Source organism: Magnetovibrio sp. PR-2 (genome assembly GCF_036689815.1).
Classification (GTDB): Bacteria; Pseudomonadota; Alphaproteobacteria; order Rhodospirillales; family Magnetovibrionaceae; genus Magnetovibrio.
Map to the genome: position 1 here is coordinate 50,574 of NZ_JBAHUR010000011.1, position 20,149 is coordinate 70,722.

At 54.7% G+C, this 20,149-nt stretch carries 19 protein-coding genes; 11 read left to right on the forward strand and 8 right to left on the reverse strand.

Annotation, left to right across the window (positions count from 1 at the left end; translation table 11 throughout):
- Positions 1–23: 23 nt before the first annotated feature.
- Positions 24–791, reverse strand: a complete 768-nt coding sequence (locus V5T82_RS13415; protein ID WP_332896164.1) for a cytochrome c oxidase subunit 3 — start codon at positions 789–791, stop codon at positions 24–26.
- A gap of 378 nt (positions 792–1,169) precedes the next feature.
- On the opposite strand from V5T82_RS13415, the gene V5T82_RS13420 reads away from it, so the two are divergent.
- From V5T82_RS13420 to V5T82_RS13465, 10 genes are all read left to right on the forward strand, one after another.
- The gene (locus tag V5T82_RS13420; protein ID WP_332896165.1) at positions 1,170–2,909 is read left to right on the forward strand and encodes a SpoIIE family protein phosphatase; all 1,740 of its coding nucleotides are present in this window, start codon (positions 1,170–1,172) and stop codon (positions 2,907–2,909) included.
- Between the two features lie 19 nt (positions 2,910–2,928).
- Complete coding sequence (locus V5T82_RS13425; RefSeq protein ID WP_332896166.1) at positions 2,929–3,261, forward strand: STAS domain-containing protein; 333 nt, start codon at positions 2,929–2,931, stop codon at positions 3,259–3,261.
- A 62-nt stretch (positions 3,262–3,323) separates the two neighbouring features.
- A complete protein-coding gene (locus V5T82_RS13430) occupies positions 3,324–4,139 on the forward strand; it encodes an MlaE family ABC transporter permease (RefSeq protein WP_332896167.1) in 816 nt (271 codons plus the stop codon).
- Positions 4,140–4,148: 9 nt separating this feature from the next.
- On the forward strand, positions 4,149–4,985 hold the full coding sequence (locus V5T82_RS13435) for an ABC transporter ATP-binding protein (RefSeq protein WP_332896168.1): 837 nt from the start codon (positions 4,149–4,151) through the stop codon (positions 4,983–4,985).
- Entirely contained in the window at positions 4,982–5,917 is a 936-nt protein-coding gene (locus tag V5T82_RS13440; protein WP_332896169.1) for an MlaD family protein, read from the forward strand. Before V5T82_RS13435 ends, V5T82_RS13440 begins: the two co-directional genes overlap by 4 nt.
- Positions 5,918–5,937: 20 nt before the next feature.
- Positions 5,938–6,537, forward strand: coding sequence for an ABC-type transport auxiliary lipoprotein family protein (locus V5T82_RS13445; RefSeq protein WP_332896170.1), 600 nt, complete (start codon positions 5,938–5,940; stop codon positions 6,535–6,537).
- Positions 6,534–7,868, forward strand: coding sequence for a class I SAM-dependent RNA methyltransferase (locus V5T82_RS13450; RefSeq protein ID WP_332896171.1), 1,335 nt, complete (start codon positions 6,534–6,536; stop codon positions 7,866–7,868). Before V5T82_RS13445 ends, V5T82_RS13450 begins: the two co-directional genes overlap by 4 nt.
- A gap of 126 nt (positions 7,869–7,994) precedes the next feature.
- Entirely contained in the window at positions 7,995–10,907 is a 2,913-nt protein-coding gene (locus V5T82_RS13455) for a phosphoenolpyruvate carboxylase (protein WP_332896172.1), read from the forward strand.
- 170 nt (positions 10,908–11,077) lie between these two features.
- The gene (locus tag V5T82_RS13460; protein WP_332896173.1) at positions 11,078–11,512 is read left to right on the forward strand and encodes a CBS domain-containing protein; all 435 of its coding nucleotides are present in this window, start codon (positions 11,078–11,080) and stop codon (positions 11,510–11,512) included.
- A 105-nt stretch (positions 11,513–11,617) separates the two neighbouring features.
- Positions 11,618–12,010 carry a response regulator gene (locus tag V5T82_RS13465; protein ID WP_332896174.1) on the forward strand — a complete coding sequence of 131 codons (393 nt, stop codon included), beginning with the start codon at positions 11,618–11,620 and terminating at the stop codon, positions 12,008–12,010.
- A 47-nt stretch (positions 12,011–12,057) separates the two neighbouring features.
- Here the strand turns inward: V5T82_RS13465 and elbB are convergent, their stop codons facing one another.
- From elbB to V5T82_RS13485, 4 genes are all read right to left on the reverse strand, one after another.
- A complete protein-coding gene (gene elbB / locus V5T82_RS13470) occupies positions 12,058–12,744 on the reverse strand; it encodes an isoprenoid biosynthesis glyoxalase ElbB (RefSeq protein WP_332896175.1) in 687 nt (228 codons plus the stop codon).
- A 46-nt stretch (positions 12,745–12,790) separates the two neighbouring features.
- Entirely contained in the window at positions 12,791–13,033 is a 243-nt protein-coding gene (locus tag V5T82_RS13475) for a DUF2312 domain-containing protein (RefSeq protein ID WP_332896176.1), read from the reverse strand.
- A gap of 94 nt (positions 13,034–13,127) precedes the next feature.
- The gene (locus tag V5T82_RS13480; RefSeq protein ID WP_332896177.1) at positions 13,128–14,264 is read right to left on the reverse strand and encodes a carboxylate-amine ligase; all 1,137 of its coding nucleotides are present in this window, start codon (positions 14,262–14,264) and stop codon (positions 13,128–13,130) included.
- A gap of 21 nt (positions 14,265–14,285) precedes the next feature.
- A complete protein-coding gene (locus V5T82_RS13485) occupies positions 14,286–15,122 on the reverse strand; it encodes an N-formylglutamate amidohydrolase (RefSeq protein ID WP_332896178.1) in 837 nt (278 codons plus the stop codon).
- Between the two features lie 43 nt (positions 15,123–15,165).
- On the opposite strand from V5T82_RS13485, the gene V5T82_RS13490 reads away from it, so the two are divergent.
- Complete coding sequence (locus tag V5T82_RS13490; RefSeq protein ID WP_332896179.1) at positions 15,166–16,077, forward strand: DMT family transporter; 912 nt, start codon at positions 15,166–15,168, stop codon at positions 16,075–16,077.
- A gap of 35 nt (positions 16,078–16,112) precedes the next feature.
- Here V5T82_RS13490 and V5T82_RS13495 read toward each other — a convergent pair whose 3' ends face one another.
- From V5T82_RS13495 to V5T82_RS13505, 3 genes are all read right to left on the reverse strand, one after another.
- A complete protein-coding gene (locus tag V5T82_RS13495; protein ID WP_332896180.1) occupies positions 16,113–17,489 on the reverse strand; it encodes a helix-hairpin-helix domain-containing protein in 1,377 nt (458 codons plus the stop codon).
- 161 nt (positions 17,490–17,650) lie between these two features.
- The gene (locus V5T82_RS13500; RefSeq protein ID WP_332896181.1) at positions 17,651–18,067 is read right to left on the reverse strand and encodes a sulfur globule family protein; all 417 of its coding nucleotides are present in this window, start codon (positions 18,065–18,067) and stop codon (positions 17,651–17,653) included.
- 851 nt (positions 18,068–18,918) lie between these two features.
- Complete coding sequence (locus V5T82_RS13505) at positions 18,919–19,971, reverse strand: helix-turn-helix domain-containing protein (RefSeq protein ID WP_332896182.1); 1,053 nt, start codon at positions 19,969–19,971, stop codon at positions 18,919–18,921.
- Between the last annotated feature and the right edge of the window lie 178 nt (positions 19,972–20,149).

Below are 20,149 nucleotides of genomic sequence, written 5' to 3' on the forward strand. Positions count from 1 at the left end.
CGTTTCCGTCCGTATATCGCGGCTTACCAGAAGTAAATCTGAGACGCGACGAAGAACCAAACGATGTCCACAAAGTGCCAGTAAACCGACACACAGCTGACAAACGTTTTGTTCGTACGACCACCCAATGCCGGGATCAACACGGCAATGAATGCACCCAAGCCAACCAACACGTGAGAGGCGTGGAAGCCTGTGATGGTGTAAAACGCCGTGGAGTAAGCGTTCGTGGACGGGATAAAGCCTTCTTGGATCAAGTGGCCCCATTCGTAGAGGGTGCAGCCCAAAAAGGCAGAGCCCAGAACGATGGTGATGATCCACCATTTGTTAAAGCCGGACAGGTCGCCGTGCTCCAACTTTTCTTCGGCAAAGTGTGCGGTGACGGAGGACCCGACCAGAATAAAGGTCATGATGACCGGCAGAACTTTATCGATGTGCGGCGTGCCTTCCGGCGGCCAGCTTTCGATGCCCAGACGCATCATCCAGTAGCTGGAAAACAGCGACAGGAAGATGAAAATCTCAGACAAGATGAAGATTGGCAGGCCAATATTGGCGACGCCCGCCAAAAGCGGCGTCTGGGTCAGACCTTCGTCAACCCACATGGCGACACCCGCCAGTAACATAACTGTGCCGACGCCGGCGAAAACCGTCGTAAGCATCATATCTTCATAAACAAAGAAGGTGGAAAAAGCGATTGGCACCAAGAAGAACGTGCCAGCAACCGCTAACAGCGGCGCCCAGCTCCATTCCCAGTGATGTTCATGCACGTGGGCGGTATCTGCTTCAGAAGTCATGGTCCCTCCCCAAAATCGGACGTTTTTGTGTTCTCGCTATTCATACACAGGACAGGTGTATAATAGTCAAAAGTAGATAATTCTCAGGTGTATAGCCTGAGATTGGACAAGTCTTCGTAATATGCCTGGGGGGCGGTGTCAATTGATACTACGGATGCATTACAACAAAATATCCTAAGTTCGAGACGTTATGAGTCTAAAGTTGCTCGCAAAGCCCTTGTATTTGCTTTTATATTAGAGGGTCATATTAAACAAATAAGTAGTGTTATAAGTTAAATTTATTTATGCGGTATGGGGCGGCTGGGTTGGTGTGAGAAAAAAACGCTGCAAATGGCTGCGACTCCCGTATAAAGGAGGTGTCCTAGGGGGAGTAAGGCCTTGAACGAACAGTTAGAACTTCTGATTGAGATGGGGCGGCACTATGCCGACACTCAAGACATCGAAGTCACCATGAGCCGCGCTTTGGAACGCATCACAGAGCTGATGGGTGTCGATGGCGGCGCGCTGTTCGTGTTGGAAGGCGGTGAAGATGACGGAAACTTGGTCTGTCACGCCAGCCACGGCCCCATCGATATTCGCGGCCTCAGCATTCCCGCCGGGCAAGGCATTGTGGGGCGTTCGGTCGCTTCGAACACCTCCGAAGTGGTGTGGGACGTGCAAAACGACCCCAGCTTTAACAAAGATCTCGATAAAGAACACAATTTCACCACGCGTTCGATCCTGTGCGCGCCAATGTCAGTCAAGGATGAACGCTTAGGCGCCATCGAGGTGGTCAACAAGTCCAGCGGCGACGGACTGTTCAATGACGAAGATCTTCAGGTGTTGGAAGCCTTGGCATCCTCGGCGGCTTTGGCGATTTCCAATGCGCGCATGGCGGCTGCGGTTGCAGATAAAGAAGTCATGCGCCGCGAGTTGGAGCGCGCGGGTGAAATCCAGCGTGGCCTCTTGCCCGAGCCGGGAGACGATGAGAGCATCATCGCCGGGGTCAATCATCCGGCCCGCGTGGTGTCGGGGGATTTCTACGACTACTTCACTTTATATGATGGGCGCATCGTGTTCACTTTGGCCGACGTTTCGGGAAAGGGCATGAATGCAGCCCTGTTGATGGCGAAAAGTGCGAGCTTATTCAGATGTTTGGGCAAGGAAGATATGCGCCCGGGTCGGCTGCTTCAGCGCATCAATGCAGAAGTCTGTGAAACAACCCTGCGCGGCATGTTCGTGACCATGGTGGCCGGCATTTACGATCCCTCCAGCGGGCGTTTGGTGCTGGCCAATGCAGGCCACGAGCCGCCTTTGTTCCACACACCGGAGGGTGAATTCGTATCCCTGCAAGCCAGCGCCCCGCCCGTGGGCATCCCCCCGGAATTGACGGGGGGCGGTCCGGTGGCGGAAGAGGTGATTAACCTGCGCGGCGGTTCTCTTTATATATTCACCGACGGCGCGACCGAGGGCTACGTCGCCGCAGGTGAAGAACTGGGCGCGGACGGTTTTGAAGCCATGATTGAAGAGGGACTGAAAAGCTCCAAAAGTGGGCATGCGCGCATCACCGCCGTGGCCGAGCGATTAAGCGCCACCGGCGAAGCCCTGCGCGACGATGTCACGGTTTTGGTCATTGATGACGCTAAACCCTTGCAAGACCGTCAAAAACAGGCAGACTATGACCCTGATCCGAAACCGCAACGAGAACTGCCGCGTATGGATGGTCCCATCGAAGGTCAACTCTGCACACTGAGCGTGCCCGCCCGGCCCGCCAGTCTGAAGCTGATCCGTCAAGCCATCAATGACACGGCGAATACCTGCGGTTTTAACAAAGAAGAATGCCAAGATTTGGTTCTGGCGGTGGACGAAGCCTGCCAGAATGTCGTGCGCCATGCCTACGGCGGGCGCGAAGACGGCGATATGGATGTGGAAATCCGCTGTGAAAGCAAAAACTTCGTGGTCTTGATCCGCGATTTTGCGCCCGCTGTAGATGTTTCGAAAATCCAACCGCGCGATCTCGACGACGTGCGCCCCGGGGGATTGGGCGTGCATTTCATTCGCGAAGTGATGGATGACGTGGAACATATGCCTCCACCCGATGGGCAGGGTAACCTGCTCAGATTGAAAAAAGCCATGTAAGGGCAGGGAACGATAAAAGATGGATATTTCAGTATCTGAAAACAATGGACTAAAGGTGGTCGGGATCACCGGCGAAGTGGATTTGAGCACTTCTCCGCAGGTGCGTGACGCTTTGTTGAAGGAATTGGCGGGAGGCTCTGGGGTTATCGTCGATCTGTCCGGCGTGGCGTATATCGATTCATCCGGCGTCGCTTCGCTGGTCGAAGCGTTTCAAACCGCCAAGTCCAAAGGCCAAGGGTTCGCTTTGGCGCAAGTCAGTGAAACGCCCATGCGGGTGTTGAAGCTGGCGCGCTTGGATCAGGTGTTTGTCATTTATGACACCATTGACGACGCCTTGAGCGGCTTGGCATAACCAAAAAAAGCTATAAGCTAAGCCGAAATTGTGTGCACCACTTGGGGGAGCCTTGAGAGCCCATGGCTGACGAGCCAAATCAAAACGCGATGAGCCGCTTTTTCGACCGTGTCGGCCGGGCGACCGTGTCCGGCATGGACGAGGTCGGACGCAACGGCTTCATGCTGGTTGAAGGCATCTATTGGCTGATTGTCGGCCCCCGCATGGGCCAGCCCGTCCGGATGAGCGCGGTCTTCGCCGAAATGATGGAAATCGGCGTGCGCGCCATCGGCATCATCGGCATTATGGCTGCTGCCATCGGTGCCATGCTTGCTATCCAAGGCATCTATTCTTTGAAGATCTTCGGCGCCGAAGGCCACGTGGTGGTCGGGGTCGCCTTTTCCATGGTGCGTGAATTTGCCCCGCTGATCACAGGCATTTTGGTTGCGGGCCGTTCTGGTTCTGCTTTGTCGGCGCGTTTGGGCACGATGAAAATCAACCAAGAGCTCGACGCCCTGGAAGTTATGGGCATCAACCCGACCCGCTTTTTGGTGGTGCCGTCGCTGATCTCGTCTCTGGTGATGGTTCCGGTCCTCACCTTCATGTCCATGGCGTTGGGGCTCTATGCCGCAGCCCTTTATGTGAATGCGGCGCTGGGTATGTCCTTGGCTGCGTTTTTCGACCAGACCATTGACGTTTTGTCGCTGGATGATCTTCTCCATGGGCTTGGCAAGGCCGCAATCTTTGGCATTTTGATTGCGCTCATCGGTGTGCTCAACGGCTTTATGGTCAAGGGCGGCGCGGAAGGTGTGGGCAAAGCCACCACGCGCTCCGTCGTGCAGTGCATTTCCGCCATTGTCGTCACGGATATGTTGTTCGCCCTTGTGGCGACGTTTTAGGGAGGCGTTATGAGCGAAGCTGAAAACACATCTCCCGCCACCGTTATTGAGGTCCGCGATCTGGTGACCCACTACGGTCCGCGTGAAATCTTGCACGGTGTGAACGTCGATATCGTCGAAGGCGAAATCATGGTGATTATGGGTGGATCCGGCTCGGGCAAGTCGACGTTCCTGCGTCACTTGATGGCTTTGCAGCCGCCTACATCGGGCACCATTAAAATCTTGGACCACGACGTCTGGAGCTTGTCGCAAAAAGAACTGTTCGATCTGCGCAAAAAGCTCGGCGTGGCGTTTCAAGGTGGTGCGTTGTTCAGTTCCATGACGGTGGGTGAAAACATCATGCTGCCGCTTTATGAGCACACCAAGCTGGACCGCATGACCATGGAAATCATGGCGCGCATGAAGCTGGAAGTGGTCGAGCTGTCGGGTTTTGAAGATTTGATGCCGTCCGAACTGTCGGGCGGCATGATCAAGCGCGCCGCCGTGGCCCGGGCCATTGTTATGGACCCACGGATCTTGTTTTTTGATGAGCCCAGTGCAGGGCTCGACCCGGTTGTGTCCAAGCAGCTGGATGAATTGATTTTGCGTCTGCGGGACGCCATGGGCATGACCATTTGTGTGGTGACCCATGAATTGGAAAGTGCCTTTACCATTGCGGACAGGATTACCGTTTTGGATCAAGGCAACATCTTGTTTGTTGGTACGGTCGAAGAATTGAGAAAAAGCAAGTCTGAACGCATTCAGAACTTGCTCAATCGCCGCTCGGAAGAAGCCGAGATCGACGCCGATGAATACCTGCGCCGCTTGACCGGCGATAAAGAAGAAGCTGAGGGAATGCCCAGATGAACACGGCAAAGATCAACTATGTTGCAGTTGGGATTTTCATAACCGCCGCCTTGGTGGGTTTTGTCATCGCCATGGCTATGTTGACGGGGCGCACGGGATCGACCGACGCCTACTCGTCAACGTACACCAACGTCACCGGGGTGAAGTTTGGCACTCAAGTGCTGTACGAAGGTTATCCCATCGGCCAAGTGGAAAGCGTCACGCCCGTCCCCGTGAACGGGTCGATGAAGTTCCGCGTCGATTATGAGGTTATTGAAGGGTGGCAAATCCCTGACGACAGCATCGCGCGCATCGGTGCTTCGGGTTTGTTGTCGGCGATCACCATTAACCTTGACGCAGGCTCCAGCCCTGTCCCCTACAAACCGGGGACAGAAATTACGGCGCAAGAAGCATCCGATTTATTTAAGGTCATGTCGGGTGTTGCGGGTGATATCTCAAGCTTAGCGGAAAATGATCTACGCCCCTTGCTGGCAACCATCAACACCGCCGTGGGGAATTTTGCGATTACTGTGGAAACGGTGGGCGAATTGTTGGACCAAGACGGACAGCGCATGATCAAACAGTTCGCCATGATCGCGGATGATCTGTCTAAGTTGGTGATCGATCTGAATCAGCGCATTCCGCGCATTGCTGAAAACGTGGATACCTCTGCAGCCAACTTTGCGGACTTGTCGGCGAACCTTGACGACACGCGCCAAAAGCTTGACCAGTTGTTGCATGAAAGCAAAACCTTAGTGGGCGAAAACCGCAACGATGTGGAAAAATCCATCGACGACTTGAAGCACGTGACGGAATCTTTAGCGCGTCACATCGACAGCGTGAACCTCAACGTCGAAGGGGCTGCGCGTAACATGTATGAATTTACACGTGAAATCCGGGCCAATCCGGGCGTGTTGCTGTCGGGCTCCAACCCGCAGCAAAAAGGCAAATAAGGGGTGTAAGGAACATGACCATGAACAGCTTGTTGAAATCATCCCTGGCCGCAGTGGCGTTGTCGGTGGGCTTGACGGCATGTGCCGCGCCACCACCGCAACCCGAAGACATCTATTATCGCTTGTCGCCGCGCGCGGATGCAAAGATGGACGCGCCGATCTTGGACGGTGTGGTTGAGGTTGACCGCTTCGCTGCCGCCGGCTCACCATCCAGCCGTCCGATCCTGTACGCAGAAGACGGCACGCCCATGGTGACGGAATACCATTACCACTTCTGGATCGAAGCCCCACCCACCATGTTGCAAAGTGCTTTGGTGTCATACTTGCGTTCTGCCGGTGTGGCCAAACAAGTGGTGACGCCCGATATGCGGGTGCGTCCGGATTACACCGTTCAGGGGCGCTTGATCCGGTTGGACACCGTGCACGGTGACAACTCTTCGGGCATTGCCGAATTTGAGCTGGCGTTGCGCGATGAAAACTCCGGCAAGCTTGTTGTCTTGGGTGAGTACAGCACCGAAATCCCGGCTGAAACCAACGCGGTCAAACATTCCGTTGCCGCCATCGACGCGGCCGTGAAGAAGGTGTTCGACGACTTCGTTTTGGACATGCACAAACCGTGAGTCGACGGCCAAAGAAACACCGTGGCCGTAAGCGTACGGCCCCAAAGCTTGTGCGCGAACAGCTGGATGTCAGCGTGCAAAGCTTGGGCGCGCAAGGCGACGGCATTGCCCACGCTGAATTTCAAGGCAAGTTGCAACAGCTCTATATCCCCGGTGCATTGCCCGGTGAAAGTGTGCGCGTCGAAACACGTGCCAAACGTGGCGAGGGTGTGTTGTGCCAACTCTTGGACATAGCTTCTAAAAGTGAAGATCGCAAAGACGCCGCGTGCCCGCATTTTGACACCTGCGGTGGGTGCGCGCTTCAACACTTAACGGATCAGGCCTATGGCGCTTGGAAACAAGCGCGTGTGGTCGAGGCCTTGCAAAAGCGCGGCTTTGACACTGTGCCTGTCTCGGCCCCTATACGCATAGGTGAAGGAACGCGCAGGCGCGTCACGTTCACGGCGCTCAAACGCGGCAAAAAGCTGTTTTTTGGTTTTAATGCCCGCGCATCCCATGATCTGGTGGCGGTGGAAAATTGCCCGTTGTTGGTGGCAGAGCTCAATGCCTTGATTGCCCCCATGCAAGCCGCGTTCGGTGCATTTTTGCAAGACGGGGCGCGGGCGCGCATTCATGTCACAGACTGCGAAAACGGTGCGGATATTTTAATCGAATGTGATCAGACCCCAGACTTGGCTGCACGCGAAGCTTTGGCGGCGTTTGTTCAGTCCTGTGAGACCGCGCGTATCGGCTGGAAACAAGACGGCCAGAGCCCCGAACCGATTGTGCAGGCGGCCACGCCCCTGATCGATTTGTCGGGGGTCAAGGTCGAGCTGCCCCAAGGCGCGTTTTTACAGGCGAGCGTTGTGGGTGAGCATGCCATCCGTGATGCCGTTTTGGCGGGCCTGGAGGGAGTTTCTGGGCGCTTTGCCGATCTTTTTTGCGGGCTTGGGAGCTTTTCCGTGCCCTTATCCCGCCAAGGCCGGGTGGACGCGTTTGATGTGACCGAGGCATCGTTGAAGGCGTTGGAGCGTGGCGCCGGGCGTGCAGATTTAGGCGGGCGTATCTCTGCCCATGTGCGCGATTTGGGCAATAATCCGCTTGTCGGCAAAGAGCTGTGCGTCTTTGACGCCGTCGTGTTCGACCCACCACGCGCAGGTGCGCTGGACCAAGCCCAGCAATTGGCTGAGGCTGATGTGCAGCACGTGGTTGGCGTGTCGTGCAACCCGGCGACGTTCGCCCGGGATGCGCGGGTTCTTGTGGATGGTGGATTTCAGCTGATTTCCGTTCAGCCCATCGACCAATTCACCTACAGCCCGCATGTGGAGCTCGTTGCTCAATTTCGCCGTTAATACCCAAAGGGGTGTTTTAAAAGGCTCTGAGCTTCATTATAAAACCCTCAAATATATGTGGCCTCCCCATCCCATAGCTGCTTTGCGGCTAGATTTTGTTTGAGTTGAGGACACATAGGTATTCCCATGCCCGATACGCCCCAGAACGACGCTTTTCGCGGTGCCGAACACAAAATTCTTCCCCGCGCCTGTCATTTGCGTGACGAGCTGGCCGACAAGCTCCAGCAATTCCAGCGCGAAGCGCGGGAAAATCACTTGCAATCCCCGATCCGGCGCATGGCTCTGTATGTGTCGTGTCTGCGTCAATCGGGCGACGTGTCGACAGGCGGCTTTTCCGACCTGGTTCGACTGTTGACGCTCAGTGCCTTTAAATACCGCGCCCAGCGCCTGCGTGATTATGTTGGGGAGCTGGATGTCGATAAAAACGAACAGCTTTTGCACGATTTGTTCGAAGGCTTGACCCAAGACGACGGCGCCAAGGCCGATTTTGATGTGTTCAAAAGTCGGGTGGAGCGGGAAGTCTTTGGCGTGGTGTTTACCGCGCACCCGACGTTTACCGTGTCCCAAGACCTGACCGAAGCCGAAGCGGCGCTGGCCGTTGAGTGCAATCCGGATGGCTCTAAATTGAGCGAGGCCGAGTTCGACGCCCTGGTGAAATCCATCGCTGAAAAGCCCCATGGCACGCCGGACCAAATCGGTCTGGCGGACGAACAAAAGTTTGCCACCATGGCCATCGGCAACATTCACCTGGCCTTGCGCCGGGTCTATCGCGTGGTGTTTGCGGTTGCCCAAAAGCATTACCCCTACCAGTGGCTCACGTTAACGCCGAAGCTTTTGTCGGTGGCGAGTTGGGTGGGCTATGACTTGGACGGCCGCGCCGATATTGGGTGGTCCGATACGTTGTTCATGCGCATGAGTGTGGAACGCTTGGCGTTGGAAAGTTATCTCGACAGCCTTGACGGTGTTTCTGGTGTGGACGACGCGCGCGCTATGCTAAGGACCGCACTTGTGCAGTTGGACGGCGATTTGGAGCGCTTGGCCCTGAACCCCAACTCCATTGACGAAGTTGGCGCGTTTAGCCGTGCGTTGGCTGAAGGCGTGGAAGATCGCTTGGTCAGCATTGCGGGCGTCACGGATGTGTTGACCGACACGATAGAAGCAGGCGGCGAACACGCTGTGGACTTAGCCGTGTTGCGTGCGGAAATGGCAAACTTCGGTCTGGCCTTTGCGCAAACGCACATGCGCATCAATGCCACACAGCTGACCAACGCCATTCGCCACAACATCGACATCACCACCATGCCCGAAGACCCCGCCAACCGCCGCCGGTATTTGGTGGAGATCGCAAGCTTGTTGCAAAACGTCAAGCCGGTGTCTGTCAACTTCGGCACCATTATGAACGAACGCGCCACGGCGAAGCGTGTGTTCATGCTGGTCGCCAAATTTTTGACGTATGTGGATCAAGACGAGCCCGTGCGCTTCTTGATCGCCGAATGCAACACGCCGTTCACGGTGCTGACGGCGCTCTATTTTGCCAAGCTGTTTGGGGTGGACGACAAAATCGATATCTCCCCCTTGTTCGAAACCGGCTTTGCCTTGGACCAAGGGCACGAGATCGTCACCGAGCTTTTGAAAAACCCGACCTATGTGGACTATGTCAAAGGGCGCGGGCGCATTTGCATTCAAACGGGCTTTTCGGACGCGGGGCGCTACATCGGTCAAGTTCCGGCATCCCTCGCGATTGAGCGCATCCGCATCAAACTTGCCAAACGCATCAAGGCCAGCGGGGTTGAAGGTGTTTCGCTCCTGATCTTCGACACCCACGGGGAATCCATTGGCCGCGGCGCGCATCCCTTGAGCTTTGCGGACCGTCTGGATTACACCTATCCACCCCAAGCCCGCGCGAAGTTCCAAGCCGCCGGCATTCATGTGAAACAAGAAGTCAGCTTCCAAGGCGGCGATGGGTATGTGTATTTTGCCCATCCGAACTTAGCCTTCGCCACGGTGTGCCGTCTGTTGGAACACGCGCTGACCCGTAAAACGAAACCTGTGTCGGCAGATGTGTTTTACGAAGACACGGATTATTCGTTGGATTATTTCATGACCGTGACGGGCTTTAATGAGCGGCTCATGGAAAACCCGAACTATGCCGCGACGTTGAACTTGTTCGGCACCAACTTGCTGTACCCGACCGGTTCGCGCAAAGTTAAACGCCAGCACGAAGGCGGGGCGCAGGTGGACTTGGAACACCCCAGCCAAGTGCGTGCCATTCCGCACAATGCGATCTTGCAACAGCTGGGTTATTTTTCCAACACCATCAGCGGGCACGGCAAAGCCATCGCCAAAGACCAAGACCGCTTTGCCGAAGTCTTCCAATTGTCGGATCGCTGTCGCCGCTTCACCGCGATGGTGGCTTATGCAAGACATCTTTCAAACTTGGATGCGTTGCACGGGTATGTGTCCCTGTTTGACCCAGCCATATGGCTGCGCCGTGCGGCCATCGAAGAAAACCCTGAGCGTGCCGAGCAAATGCAGACCTTGGCCGATCTTTTGCGCCACTCCAGCCGTCACGAAAAGGTCAACCGGGTCTATCGCATTTTCTTGAACGATACACTCTATCTGGATCGTGGCCTCAAAGCCGTTGGCGCGGATGAAATGCTGCCGACGTTGGTGGACGATTGTTACCCCGATTTGTTGCTGTTGCATGCGGTGCGCATTGCGCTGATCCACGAAATGTTTTTGCTGGCGGCGCGCTTGCCGAAGTTCTCTGACCGTCAGGTGTCTTCGTCGGATGAAACCATTCAGGCGCTGTTGAACCTGGATGTGGAGCACGCGCTGAACGTTCTGCGCAATGCTTTCCCGGTTTCGGGCGCGGATACGGACGCCAAAGCGTTCGGCGAAGAAGCGACCTACCGGACGGATGCCGAACACGGCTATGAGAAGGAACACCGCGAGCTTTTTGCCCCCTTGGAAGAGCTTTATGACATGACCCGGCGCATCTCCATCGCCGTCGCGCACATATCAGGTGCCGTTGGCTAGCGGCTAATTATGTTTCAAAACTTACCCAAAAGTGTGGGCGGTTTTGCATTTATAACGCATTTTTGAGCCAATTTTATATGAAAGTTCCAATATATATGGATTTCATCAACTATTTCTGTATCATGGTTTTTGGAAGTACAAAAAGTTGATAAAGAAGAAGGGGACTTTGTATGAAAGTTGAAACGATCCTCCAACGCAAAGGCAATAAAGTTCTGTCCTTGCGCCCCGAAGACACCATTCAAACCGCAGCTGCGATTTTGACCATGAATAAAATCGGTGCTCTTCCGGTTCGTGATGGCGAAGATTTGTTGATCGGCATCTTGTCCGAACGCGATATCGTTAAAGGCTTAAACACCAATGGCGCAGACGTCATCAACAACCGCGTTCGCGATTTGATGACCGAAAAGGTTACGACCTGCACCTTGGATGAAGAAGTCGTGGATGTTCAAAGTAAAATGCACAACGGACGTTTTCGCCACATTCCTGTGATCGAAGACGGCAAGCTTTTGGGTGTGATTTCCCAAGGCGACGTCATGCACATGTGCATTGAAAAAGCACAAACCGAAGCCAATGTGATGCGCGAACTCGCCATCGCTCGCGGCTAACAAACTTAAAAACGCGACCAAGCGTGCTGCCCGGCAAGGAATGGCCCCTTGCCGGGTTTCTTATGTTCTGGGACACTGTTGGCGGCTTGAGTATGGGAGGTTTTTATGGCTGTTGATTTTAAAGTGCTCACCGTTTTGGTGGTCGAGGACGAAGCGTTCTCGCTCACGGTTGTGACCAAGGTGTTGCAAGGGTTGGGTGTTCAAAACATACTTTGCGCCGAAAACGGCCAAGTGGCCTTAGATGTGTTGGAAGACACGCGCAATGTGGACATGATCATCACGGACATCGAAATGCCGGAACTCAATGGCTTTGAGTTTGCGCGCCGTGTGCGCTACGGCCAAGTGGAACGCTTTAAGTCTGTGCCGATTCTCATGCTGACCGGAGCCGACACCGAAGACAACATCCGCAAAGGCCGCATCCACAAAATCAACGCGTTCATCGTCAAACCGCCAAAGCCGGAAGAGCTGAGGGATCATATGTTGTTGGCGTTGGGGTAGTTGTTCACAGGTACTTGCCCCTGAGCGAGCCGAGGGAAGTAAACTAGCTACTTCACCGCCACCCCATCCTCAACAATCGCCAACAAAGCTTCAATCGCCGCATCCGCGCCGTCGGCGATTTGGGTGATGGTGCTTTCCAGCATGTAGCACGGCGCTGTGACCAGTTTGTATTTCGGATCAATCACGATGCCGACGTGGCCGGTGGGGGAATGTTTTGCGCCCATGGCTTCGATGGCGGCGGCGGTGCCTTCGTCTTGGCCGATGGTGACCTCAGGTGCGTTCAAAACCTTTGCGATGACCGCAGGGGCAATGCATAGGGCTGCGATGGGTTTGTCGGCTGCGACTGTGTCGTTCACCGCACGGGTGACGTCGTCGTTGACGGTGCAGTCCGCTCCATCAAATGCGAATGAGGAGAGGTTTTTCGCCGCGCCAAACCCGCCCGGGAAGGCCACGGCGTCAAAATCTGAGATGTTGAATGCGGATAACGGCTGAATATCGCCCCGCGCAATGCGCGCACTTTCGACCAAGACATTGCGGGTTTCACCTTCGGCGACTTCGCCCTTGGTGTGGTCGATCACGTGGGCTTGCTCCACATCGGGCGCAAAGCACTGATAGCCGACGCCGCGTTTGTCGAGCGCATAAAGCGTGAACACACTTTCGTGGATTTCCGCGCCGTCGAAAACGCCGCAACCGGAAAGAATGACGGCAACTTTGGGGGATGTGGATGAAGTCATGGCAAGGCTCCTCTTGTCTGGCAAGAAAAGTTTATCGCCAAAACTTCTACATATCCAGGGCGCGCTTGTAGATGTCCAAGAGGTCTTCTTGCTCTTGGCGCTCAGACACGTCCATTTTGCGCAGGCGCACGACTTGGCGCAAAATTTTGACGTCGAAGCCCGTGCCTTTGGCTTCGGAATAGACTTCACGAATGTCTGCAGCCAGCGCCGCTTTTTCTTCTTCGAGACGTTCGATGCGCTCCACAAATGAGCGCAAGCGATCGCCTGCAATGCCACCAACGTCGGTCATGGTGAAATCCTTTGATGCATTTACGTTGGCGGAAACTTAGCCGCCAAGTCCTGTTCCGTCCATGTGGAAAACCTGGGGGTAACAGGGGATAACTTCAAAGATCCTCAACGGTGGTGGTGACCAGCCAATCGACCACGGCTTGCAGGGCTTCTTCATGGCTGGCACCCAGGCCCAGGGCGGTGTCATAGGCTTTGATTTGTTCATGCGCACTGGTGCCCAGATCCAAAATTGTGGGAATGCGCGCAAGTTCTTTTTCGCAGCCCAAAACCTTGGCGTCTTCAGCCAGCATGTCCATCAATTCCGCCATCAATTCGCGGAACGGCACCATTTCGCCGCGGCCGAAATCGATCATACCTTCGTCCACACCGTAGCGCTGTGCGCGCCAACGGTTTTCGTTGATCAACATGTGGGCATAGCTGCGCCAGCGTTGGTTTGATCTGCGCAAGCGATAAAGCATGCGCAGCAAACATTGGAACAGGGCTGCGATGGCGCTGGCGTCTTTGAGGCGCGTGCAGACATCGGAAATGCGCATCTCCAAGGTGGGGAAGCGTTCCGCCGGGCGCAGGTCCCACCACAGCATGCTGCCGTCCGGGATGACGCCCGCGTTTACCAAAACGTCCACATGGCGGCGGTAATCGCCATAGGTTTCAAACCGGCTGGGCAGCCCTGTGCGCGGCAGCTCGTCGAACACGCTCAGCCGATACGACTTCAGCCCCGTATTGTCACCGCGCCAAAACGGCGATGAGGTCGACAGCGCCAACATATGCGGCAGGAAGTACTTGGCCTGGTTCAATAGATCGATGCGCATTTCGTCGTCATCGATGCCGACATGCACATGCATGCCACAAATCAATAAACGCCGGGCCACACCCTGCATGTTTTCGGCGAGCTCGTTATAGCGTTCTTTGTCGGTGTGAACCTGGGCGGTCCATTCTGAAAACGGGTGGGTGGAGGCAGCGATGGGGGCCAAGTCGTATTCATCGGCGATGGCGGCGACTTCTTTGCGCAGATAGGCCAGTTCGCCTTGGGCTTCGGCAACGGATTTACACACCGTGGTGCCGACCTCGATTTGGGCTTTGAGAAATTCGGGTCGGACCAAGTCTTTAATGCGGGTTTCGCAGGCGGCTAACATTTCCGGCGGCGGCTCGCTCGCCAGCGCACGGGTTGTTTCGTCCACCAGAAGATATTCTTCTTCGATGCCGATGGTAAAACTGGGTTCTTTGACCGCCATGGTTCCCTCCCCTTGGCGTTGTTACATGTGTATCACTTCGTGCAGGCCGTCTTGTGACAAAATATGGCGCAGGGCGTCGGCCAAGATGTCGGCCCAGTGGGACGCTTCTTCCGGCGTTGCGCAATGGTCTTGGCGAATTTCCACCGCACAGTTGGCTAAGCCGCCGGATGTGCCATGGGTGTCGATGGTGTAGGCAATCTCTTTGCCGGAATAGGGCTGGTTGTCTCCCACAGTGAGGCCGTCCCAGGCGCTGAGATGTTTGATCAACGGCAAAGGCATGCGTTCGTCCCGGTTCCACAACACACCGATGTCCCAAATCCGGTCTTCGCCGTTCATGGACGGGGTGAAGCTGTGGATGGAAAACAGTGCAGGCGGGCGACCGTCGCGCTTCCACACGGCGGCGATCTCTGCGTTGATGGCGGCGTGATAGGGCGCGTGCAGGGCGTGGATACGGGCCTCGGCATCTGTGCGGCTGAGGTTTTGATTGGCTGGAATAACAATGCTGTCGCTGACTTCGGGGATGGATCCCGGATCGCCCGGCTGGCGGTTTAAATCGATCACCAAGCGCGAATACCCCGCCAAAACGGCACGCGCATCCAAACGATCCGCCAAGCAGCGCGTGATCATGTCCGCGCCGATGTCATAGGCGATGTGCTTTTCGAAGTGCTCGCTCGTTAAACCCAGACCCCCAAGTTTAGTCGGCACCCGGCGGCTGGCGTGGTCAGAGACGATCACCAATGGCGCATGTCCGCCTGGATTGTAGACCTCAAAAGGTGCGGGATCGTCGGGTGCAAGGAAGCTATCGCCAGAGTTCGGGGCGGGTATGTCAACAGAACGGGTCGTGTTTTGTGTTTCCATCCTATAAGTATAGTCCCTTCTTTTCTCCGATGGCAGATGTGAAATGACGCAACGCGCAGAGAATCTCAAAACCGAACGGCTGGCCTTCGTGCTGTTGATGGTTGGTGCGGCGTGCATTGCGTTTGCCCCGATTTTTGTCCGCCTGTCGGAATTGGGCCCCACGGCGACGGCCTTTCACCGCATGCTTTTGGCTATGCCCGCATTGTGGTTATGGCTCAAGTGGGGGGAGAAAACCGATGACGCGCCTAAGCTCACCAAGCCTGAATACACCCGTTTGGCCTTGGCTGGTTTTTTCTTCGCGGGCGATATGTCGGTTTGGCACTTTTCCATCCACTACACCAGCGTGGCGAATTCGACCTTGTTGGCGAACTTAGCCCCGATCTTTGTCACACTGTTTGGCTTTGTGTTGTTCAAAGACCGCGTTTCAAAGTTGTTTGTGGGTGGCATGGTGTTGGCTTTGTTGGGGGCCGTGACGTTGATGAGTGAGAGCCTGGAGCTTTCAGAACAAACGTTTTTTGGTGATATCTTAGGCGTCATCACGGCGGTGTTTTATGCGAGCTATATTCTAGCTGTGGGACGCTTGCGCGCGCGCATGGCGACGCGGGTGATTATGTATTGGAGCACGCTCTTTTGTGCCGGATTTTTAGGGGTTCTGACGGCGCTGTCCGGCGAAGTTTGGCTACCGGTGACGTTCAACGGTTGGGGCATGCTGATCGGTTTGGCGTTGGTTGCACAAGTCTTTGGGCAAGGCCTGATCGCGTATGCTTTGGCGCATCTGCCTGCTTCGTTTGGATCGGTGAGCTTATTGTTCCAACCGGTGATCGCGGCTTTGGCGGCTTGGGTGATTTTTTCCGAAGCCCTGGGGCCGCTGCAGGGCATTGGGGCGGCGGTGGTTCTTGCAGGTGTGGTTTTGGCGCGGCAAGGTAGCCTCAAACAAAAACAGCGCACACCGTAAGGCATGCGCTGTTTTGTTGGTCGCGTCAGTCTCGATTATTTTTGAACAGGTGCCGCAGGGCGCGGAACCGGAGCATACGGCGCGTAGCCATACGGTGCATATCCGTAAGGGCCATAGGCGTTGTAACCATTGTAGCGGTTCACGTTGTTGCCATAGCCGTAAGCGTTGGCGTTGGTGTTTGAACGACCGGACATGCGCATGTTGAAGGCACCGTCCATGTTGCCCGAACCCGCACCGTTGCCGTAGCCATAGTTGTTGCCCGTGAGCGTTGAGCTGTTGTAGGGACCATAGGGTGCCAGCGGAACACCAGCAGGGGTCACTTGGCCACCGGCTTTGCCGTCTTCATCGTTGGCAGCGGCTTGCAGCGGTGCGCCCGTCATCGGACCCATGTGCGGACCTTTACCCATGCCCGGGTGCATACCCCGTTGCATACCAGGCATCATGCCGGGTTGCATGCCTTGGGCCATGCCCTGAGACATTCCCGGGTGCATGCCTTGCGCCGTGGCGGGAGCTTGTGCCGTCGGAGCCGTGGATTGGGTTGCGGCAGATGCGTCGGCTTGAGCCGCCGGAGCCGCTTCATCACCAGCCGTCGCCGTTTCAGCGTCAGCTTCATCCGTTGCAACGTCACCGGTTTCAATCAAGCTGTCGTCACCGAAACCCAAGGCCGCAGTCATGGAGGACATGCTTAGGCTGTCTTCTTCAAGGCCCAAGCTTTCCATCACGTCAGGTTGGCTGGCAAAGCCGTAAGCGGCAAATGCCAAGATAACGCCAGCAGCAATCATGCCGGGCTCTTTGTAGAAGGGGCGTTTCGGTGCGGTGGCTGCCGGAGCCGGAGCCGGAGCAGGAGCAGGAGCAGGAGCAGGAGCGGGTTGAGCCGGTTTGGCTTCAGCTTTTTTCGGCTCAGGCTTCTTCGCTTCAGCTTTAGTAGGTTCAGCTTTTTTCGCAACAACCGTGGCGGTTGCAGCCGCAGCGGGCGCCGCACTCGCAGCCGGTTTGCTTTCGGCTTTGGGCTTAGCAGCTTCTGCTTTCGGAGCCGCTTTTTTCGCCGCAGCCTTTTTTGGTGCCGCTTTTTTCGCCGCAGCTTTTTTCGCTGCAGCTTTCTTCGGCGCAGCTTTCTTTGCTGCCGGTTTGGCTTCTGCCTTCACTTCAGCTTTGTCTTCCGTTTTTTTATCGTCGTTGGCCATTTGGGTAACCTCCGGTTCTACAGAAATGGGGAGGGCGTCTTCACCGTTGAGTTCTTTGGCTGCGGCTATGACGCCCGTGGCGCGGTCTCCGCTAAAGCCTTCAATGGTGGCCAGTTTCGCCGGGTCGGCGTTGGCGACGTCGTCGATGGTTTTCAGTCCGGCGTTAGACAAGCGCTCAGCGGCAGCTTTGCCCACGCCTTTGATATCGGTCAGTGTCGGTTTTTCCATCGAACGCGTTCCCCCTTATATGAAGCGATTAAACGCAAAAAGCCGACGGTGAGTCGGCTGGTTCAAGTCGCTCGGGCAAGTCAGATAGGCGAGAGCCCCGAACAAGCCCTAGTATAAGACAACACCGGGGCAAAGTATGCCCCGGTGTCATAAACGTCTTATTATTTCGCAGCCGGAGCAGCAGGTGCTTGGAACTGCGGAGCGTACGGTGCGTACGGGTACGGAGCGTAACCAGCCGGAGCTTGAGCAGCGCCGTTAGCAGCCGGAGCAGCCGGAGCGCCAGGAGCGCCGTAGCCATACGGAGCGTAGCCATACGGAGCATAACCGTTGTAACCGTTCCAGCCGTTGTTCCAGCCGTTGTTGCCAGCGCCGTTTCCGTAGCCGTTGCCGTTGCCGCGACCGGACATGGAGAAGTCAAAAGAGCCGTCGCCGTTACCGAAGCCGTTGCCCCAGCCGTTGCCGTTGTTGTAGCCGTTGCCGTTGCCGTTGTTCCAGCCCCAGAAAGCTTGAGCGGAGGTAGCGGACAGAGCTGCAATACCGATAGCAGCTGCAAATGCGATGGTTTTGATGTTTTTCATAACGTAGTTCCTTACTAAAACTTGCAATGTGTTTTGCGTTTCATGATTGGTGCTGACCACTCATGCACCGAGTTTGGTAGTTCCATTTGGGAGTTTGTTATTTGTTCAGGCTCTTTAAGGCCGTTTGATTTATTAGCTGTAACTTATTTAGAGAAATCTAATACAACCGTCAACAGATATTCCAAATTTTTTGATAACGGTTTTGTGATCGCTGTGGATAAAAGTCTATAATGAATTGATAAATCGATATAAAATGACCACATTAGAATGTCTGGAAAGCGACAATTATAACGGTTCTGTGGGGCATGTGAGGCCTTGCGTGTGTGTTCTAAAGGGGTTTAAAAGTCCAGAAAAATTCGTTTGAGTGGAATTTTCTTGCTAGGAGCGCAGACTCGCCAAGACAAAACATGGTACGGCTGCGACCGGATTCCGCCAGCTCGGCTTCACATCAGACTTGCACGAGAAATGTATGCAGGATTTCGCACGGTGTGTCCCTTTCGGTGACCCACTGTCGCAACATAGGCATAACTTCATGATTTTGGGGAGATGGTGCCGCCGGACAGAATTGAACTGTCGACCTCACCCTTACCAAGGGCCTGTATTCCCGCACTTTTCCTCACATTTCACCACGGAAAACTGCGGTTTTTTCATCCATTTGAGGCCATTTTATGGGGTTTTGTACCAGGCTGGTACGAAACGAATGCGCGGGATTAGTGTATCTGTTTTGGCGAAAGCGGAATTCTGACTTTTACTATGTACTCAGCAGCCGAAGAATATACACGCCCGGAGAACCGGTGAAAATTAGCCACTACTGGACATTTCCAGCCTGATCAATGGTTCAAATCAGACTTTCAGTGTTTCTTTGACCCACATGTGAAATGTGGATCAATTGTGTCGCTCTCTTTGAGGATTGTATTGTCCGATTTTATATGGTTTGGGGCTTCTCTTGCTTCGCCAGGTGTCATGCCAAATTTGGATTTAAAAGCCCGAGAAAAATGTGCCTCGCTGGCAAAGCCCCAACTGTAAGCGATTTCAAAGATGCGGCGCTCGTTTAAGCTTGGCGATATAAGATCCTTAGCACACCGTTTTAGGCGACGGTCTTGAATGTAAGCTTTCACCCCGCCATAAGGTTTGAAAAGGCGAAAAAGGGTTGCTCTGGACAGGCCAAGTTTTGCGCACAAAGTCGTTATGGTTAGATCTGCATCTTGAAGGTTATTTTCAATTTCCAGTTTCGCACGCATGAGGGTGGAGTGCGACAAGTTTGAAATGCCGTCCTTTACCGTGTCGGGGCTGCCATTGAGGGCGGAGGCCAAAAGTGACAGAGTGGAAGATATGGTCATAGCTGCATCTTCACTGGAAATCGTATTGGCCACCCTATTCATTGTTTTCATGTACTCAACAGCCAAAGTCACCAATGGGGACCCAGCTTTCAGAACTCGACCTTGTTGAGTGTCTGGAGAGTTGAGAAGGGGAGCTAACATATGGCGCGGCACAATATATGTCAGATTGGTGAAGTCTGAAGTTTCCGCCAAATGGTGATCAGCAAGATCCATGACCAGCAAATCGCCGGGTTCCGCTATGGTGAGCGTATTTCCACGGCAAATATTTTGAGTTCCTGAGAGGTGAGTTTGAATCAAATAATAATCCAAACCGTCCTGAGCCACCCGCAGTGAGCCGCGCAAAAACTTCTGGGCCATTGAGTCACATCGCGTGAACACAATCTGTTCGTCCAGCAGGTAACTGGTTAGCGATGCATCAAACCCATCCTCCGTGTTTGTGGCATCGAGTTCCACATCAAACAATGTGGAGATGGCGTCACGCCAGACCTGGGGTTGGTTTTTTTCGGGGGCATCACGCGTGGAAAAGAAAGATTTCTCCACAGTCTTACTGTGTTCTTTGCTCATGCAACAGCCCTTATGACCAGCCCCAGATATTTATGTGTCAGTATGGTAGAGCATTAAGGAAGAACGCCACCTGATGTGGTGCTTGTATACTATATATTATCCTTAAGTCGTATGTGGTCAATGGATTTGATACTTTCAGTCAAATTTCTGGACACTTAAGGACCTATACTGATTCCCA

What these genes read in the sequence shown, in the direction of transcription:
- V5T82_RS13485 (WP_332896178.1), bottom strand. Translation starts at nt 15,122, where the DNA reads ATGGAAACACAAAACACGACCCGTTCTGTTGACATACCCGCCCCGAAC.
- V5T82_RS13505 (WP_332896182.1), bottom strand. Translation starts at nt 19,971, where the DNA reads ATGAGCAAAGAACACAGTAAGACTGTGGAGAAATCTTTCTTTTCCACG.
- V5T82_RS13480 (WP_332896177.1), bottom strand. Translation starts at nt 14,264, where the DNA reads ATGGCGGTCAAAGAACCCAGTTTTACCATCGGCATCGAAGAAGAATAT.
- V5T82_RS13490 (WP_332896179.1), top strand. Translation starts at nt 15,166, where the DNA reads ATGACGCAACGCGCAGAGAATCTCAAAACCGAACGGCTGGCCTTCGTG.
- V5T82_RS13460 (WP_332896173.1), top strand. Translation starts at nt 11,078, where the DNA reads ATGAAAGTTGAAACGATCCTCCAACGCAAAGGCAATAAAGTTCTGTCC.
- V5T82_RS13440 (WP_332896169.1), top strand. Translation starts at nt 4,982, where the DNA reads ATGAACACGGCAAAGATCAACTATGTTGCAGTTGGGATTTTCATAACC.
- V5T82_RS13500 (WP_332896181.1), bottom strand. Translation starts at nt 18,067, where the DNA reads ATGAAAAACATCAAAACCATCGCATTTGCAGCTGCTATCGGTATTGCA.
- V5T82_RS13430 (WP_332896167.1), top strand. Translation starts at nt 3,324, where the DNA reads ATGGCTGACGAGCCAAATCAAAACGCGATGAGCCGCTTTTTCGACCGT.
- V5T82_RS13445 (WP_332896170.1), top strand. Translation starts at nt 5,938, where the DNA reads ATGAACAGCTTGTTGAAATCATCCCTGGCCGCAGTGGCGTTGTCGGTG.
- V5T82_RS13435 (WP_332896168.1), top strand. Translation starts at nt 4,149, where the DNA reads ATGAGCGAAGCTGAAAACACATCTCCCGCCACCGTTATTGAGGTCCGC.
- V5T82_RS13455 (WP_332896172.1), top strand. Translation starts at nt 7,995, where the DNA reads ATGCCCGATACGCCCCAGAACGACGCTTTTCGCGGTGCCGAACACAAA.
- V5T82_RS13425 (WP_332896166.1), top strand. Translation starts at nt 2,929, where the DNA reads ATGGATATTTCAGTATCTGAAAACAATGGACTAAAGGTGGTCGGGATC.
- V5T82_RS13465 (WP_332896174.1), top strand. Translation starts at nt 11,618, where the DNA reads ATGGCTGTTGATTTTAAAGTGCTCACCGTTTTGGTGGTCGAGGACGAA.
- elbB (WP_332896175.1), bottom strand. Translation starts at nt 12,744, where the DNA reads ATGACTTCATCCACATCCCCCAAAGTTGCCGTCATTCTTTCCGGTTGC.
- V5T82_RS13495 (WP_332896180.1), bottom strand. Translation starts at nt 17,489, where the DNA reads ATGGAAAAACCGACACTGACCGATATCAAAGGCGTGGGCAAAGCTGCC.
- V5T82_RS13415 (WP_332896164.1), bottom strand. Translation starts at nt 791, where the DNA reads ATGACTTCTGAAGCAGATACCGCCCACGTGCATGAACATCACTGGGAA.
- V5T82_RS13475 (WP_332896176.1), bottom strand. Translation starts at nt 13,033, where the DNA reads ATGACCGACGTTGGTGGCATTGCAGGCGATCGCTTGCGCTCATTTGTG.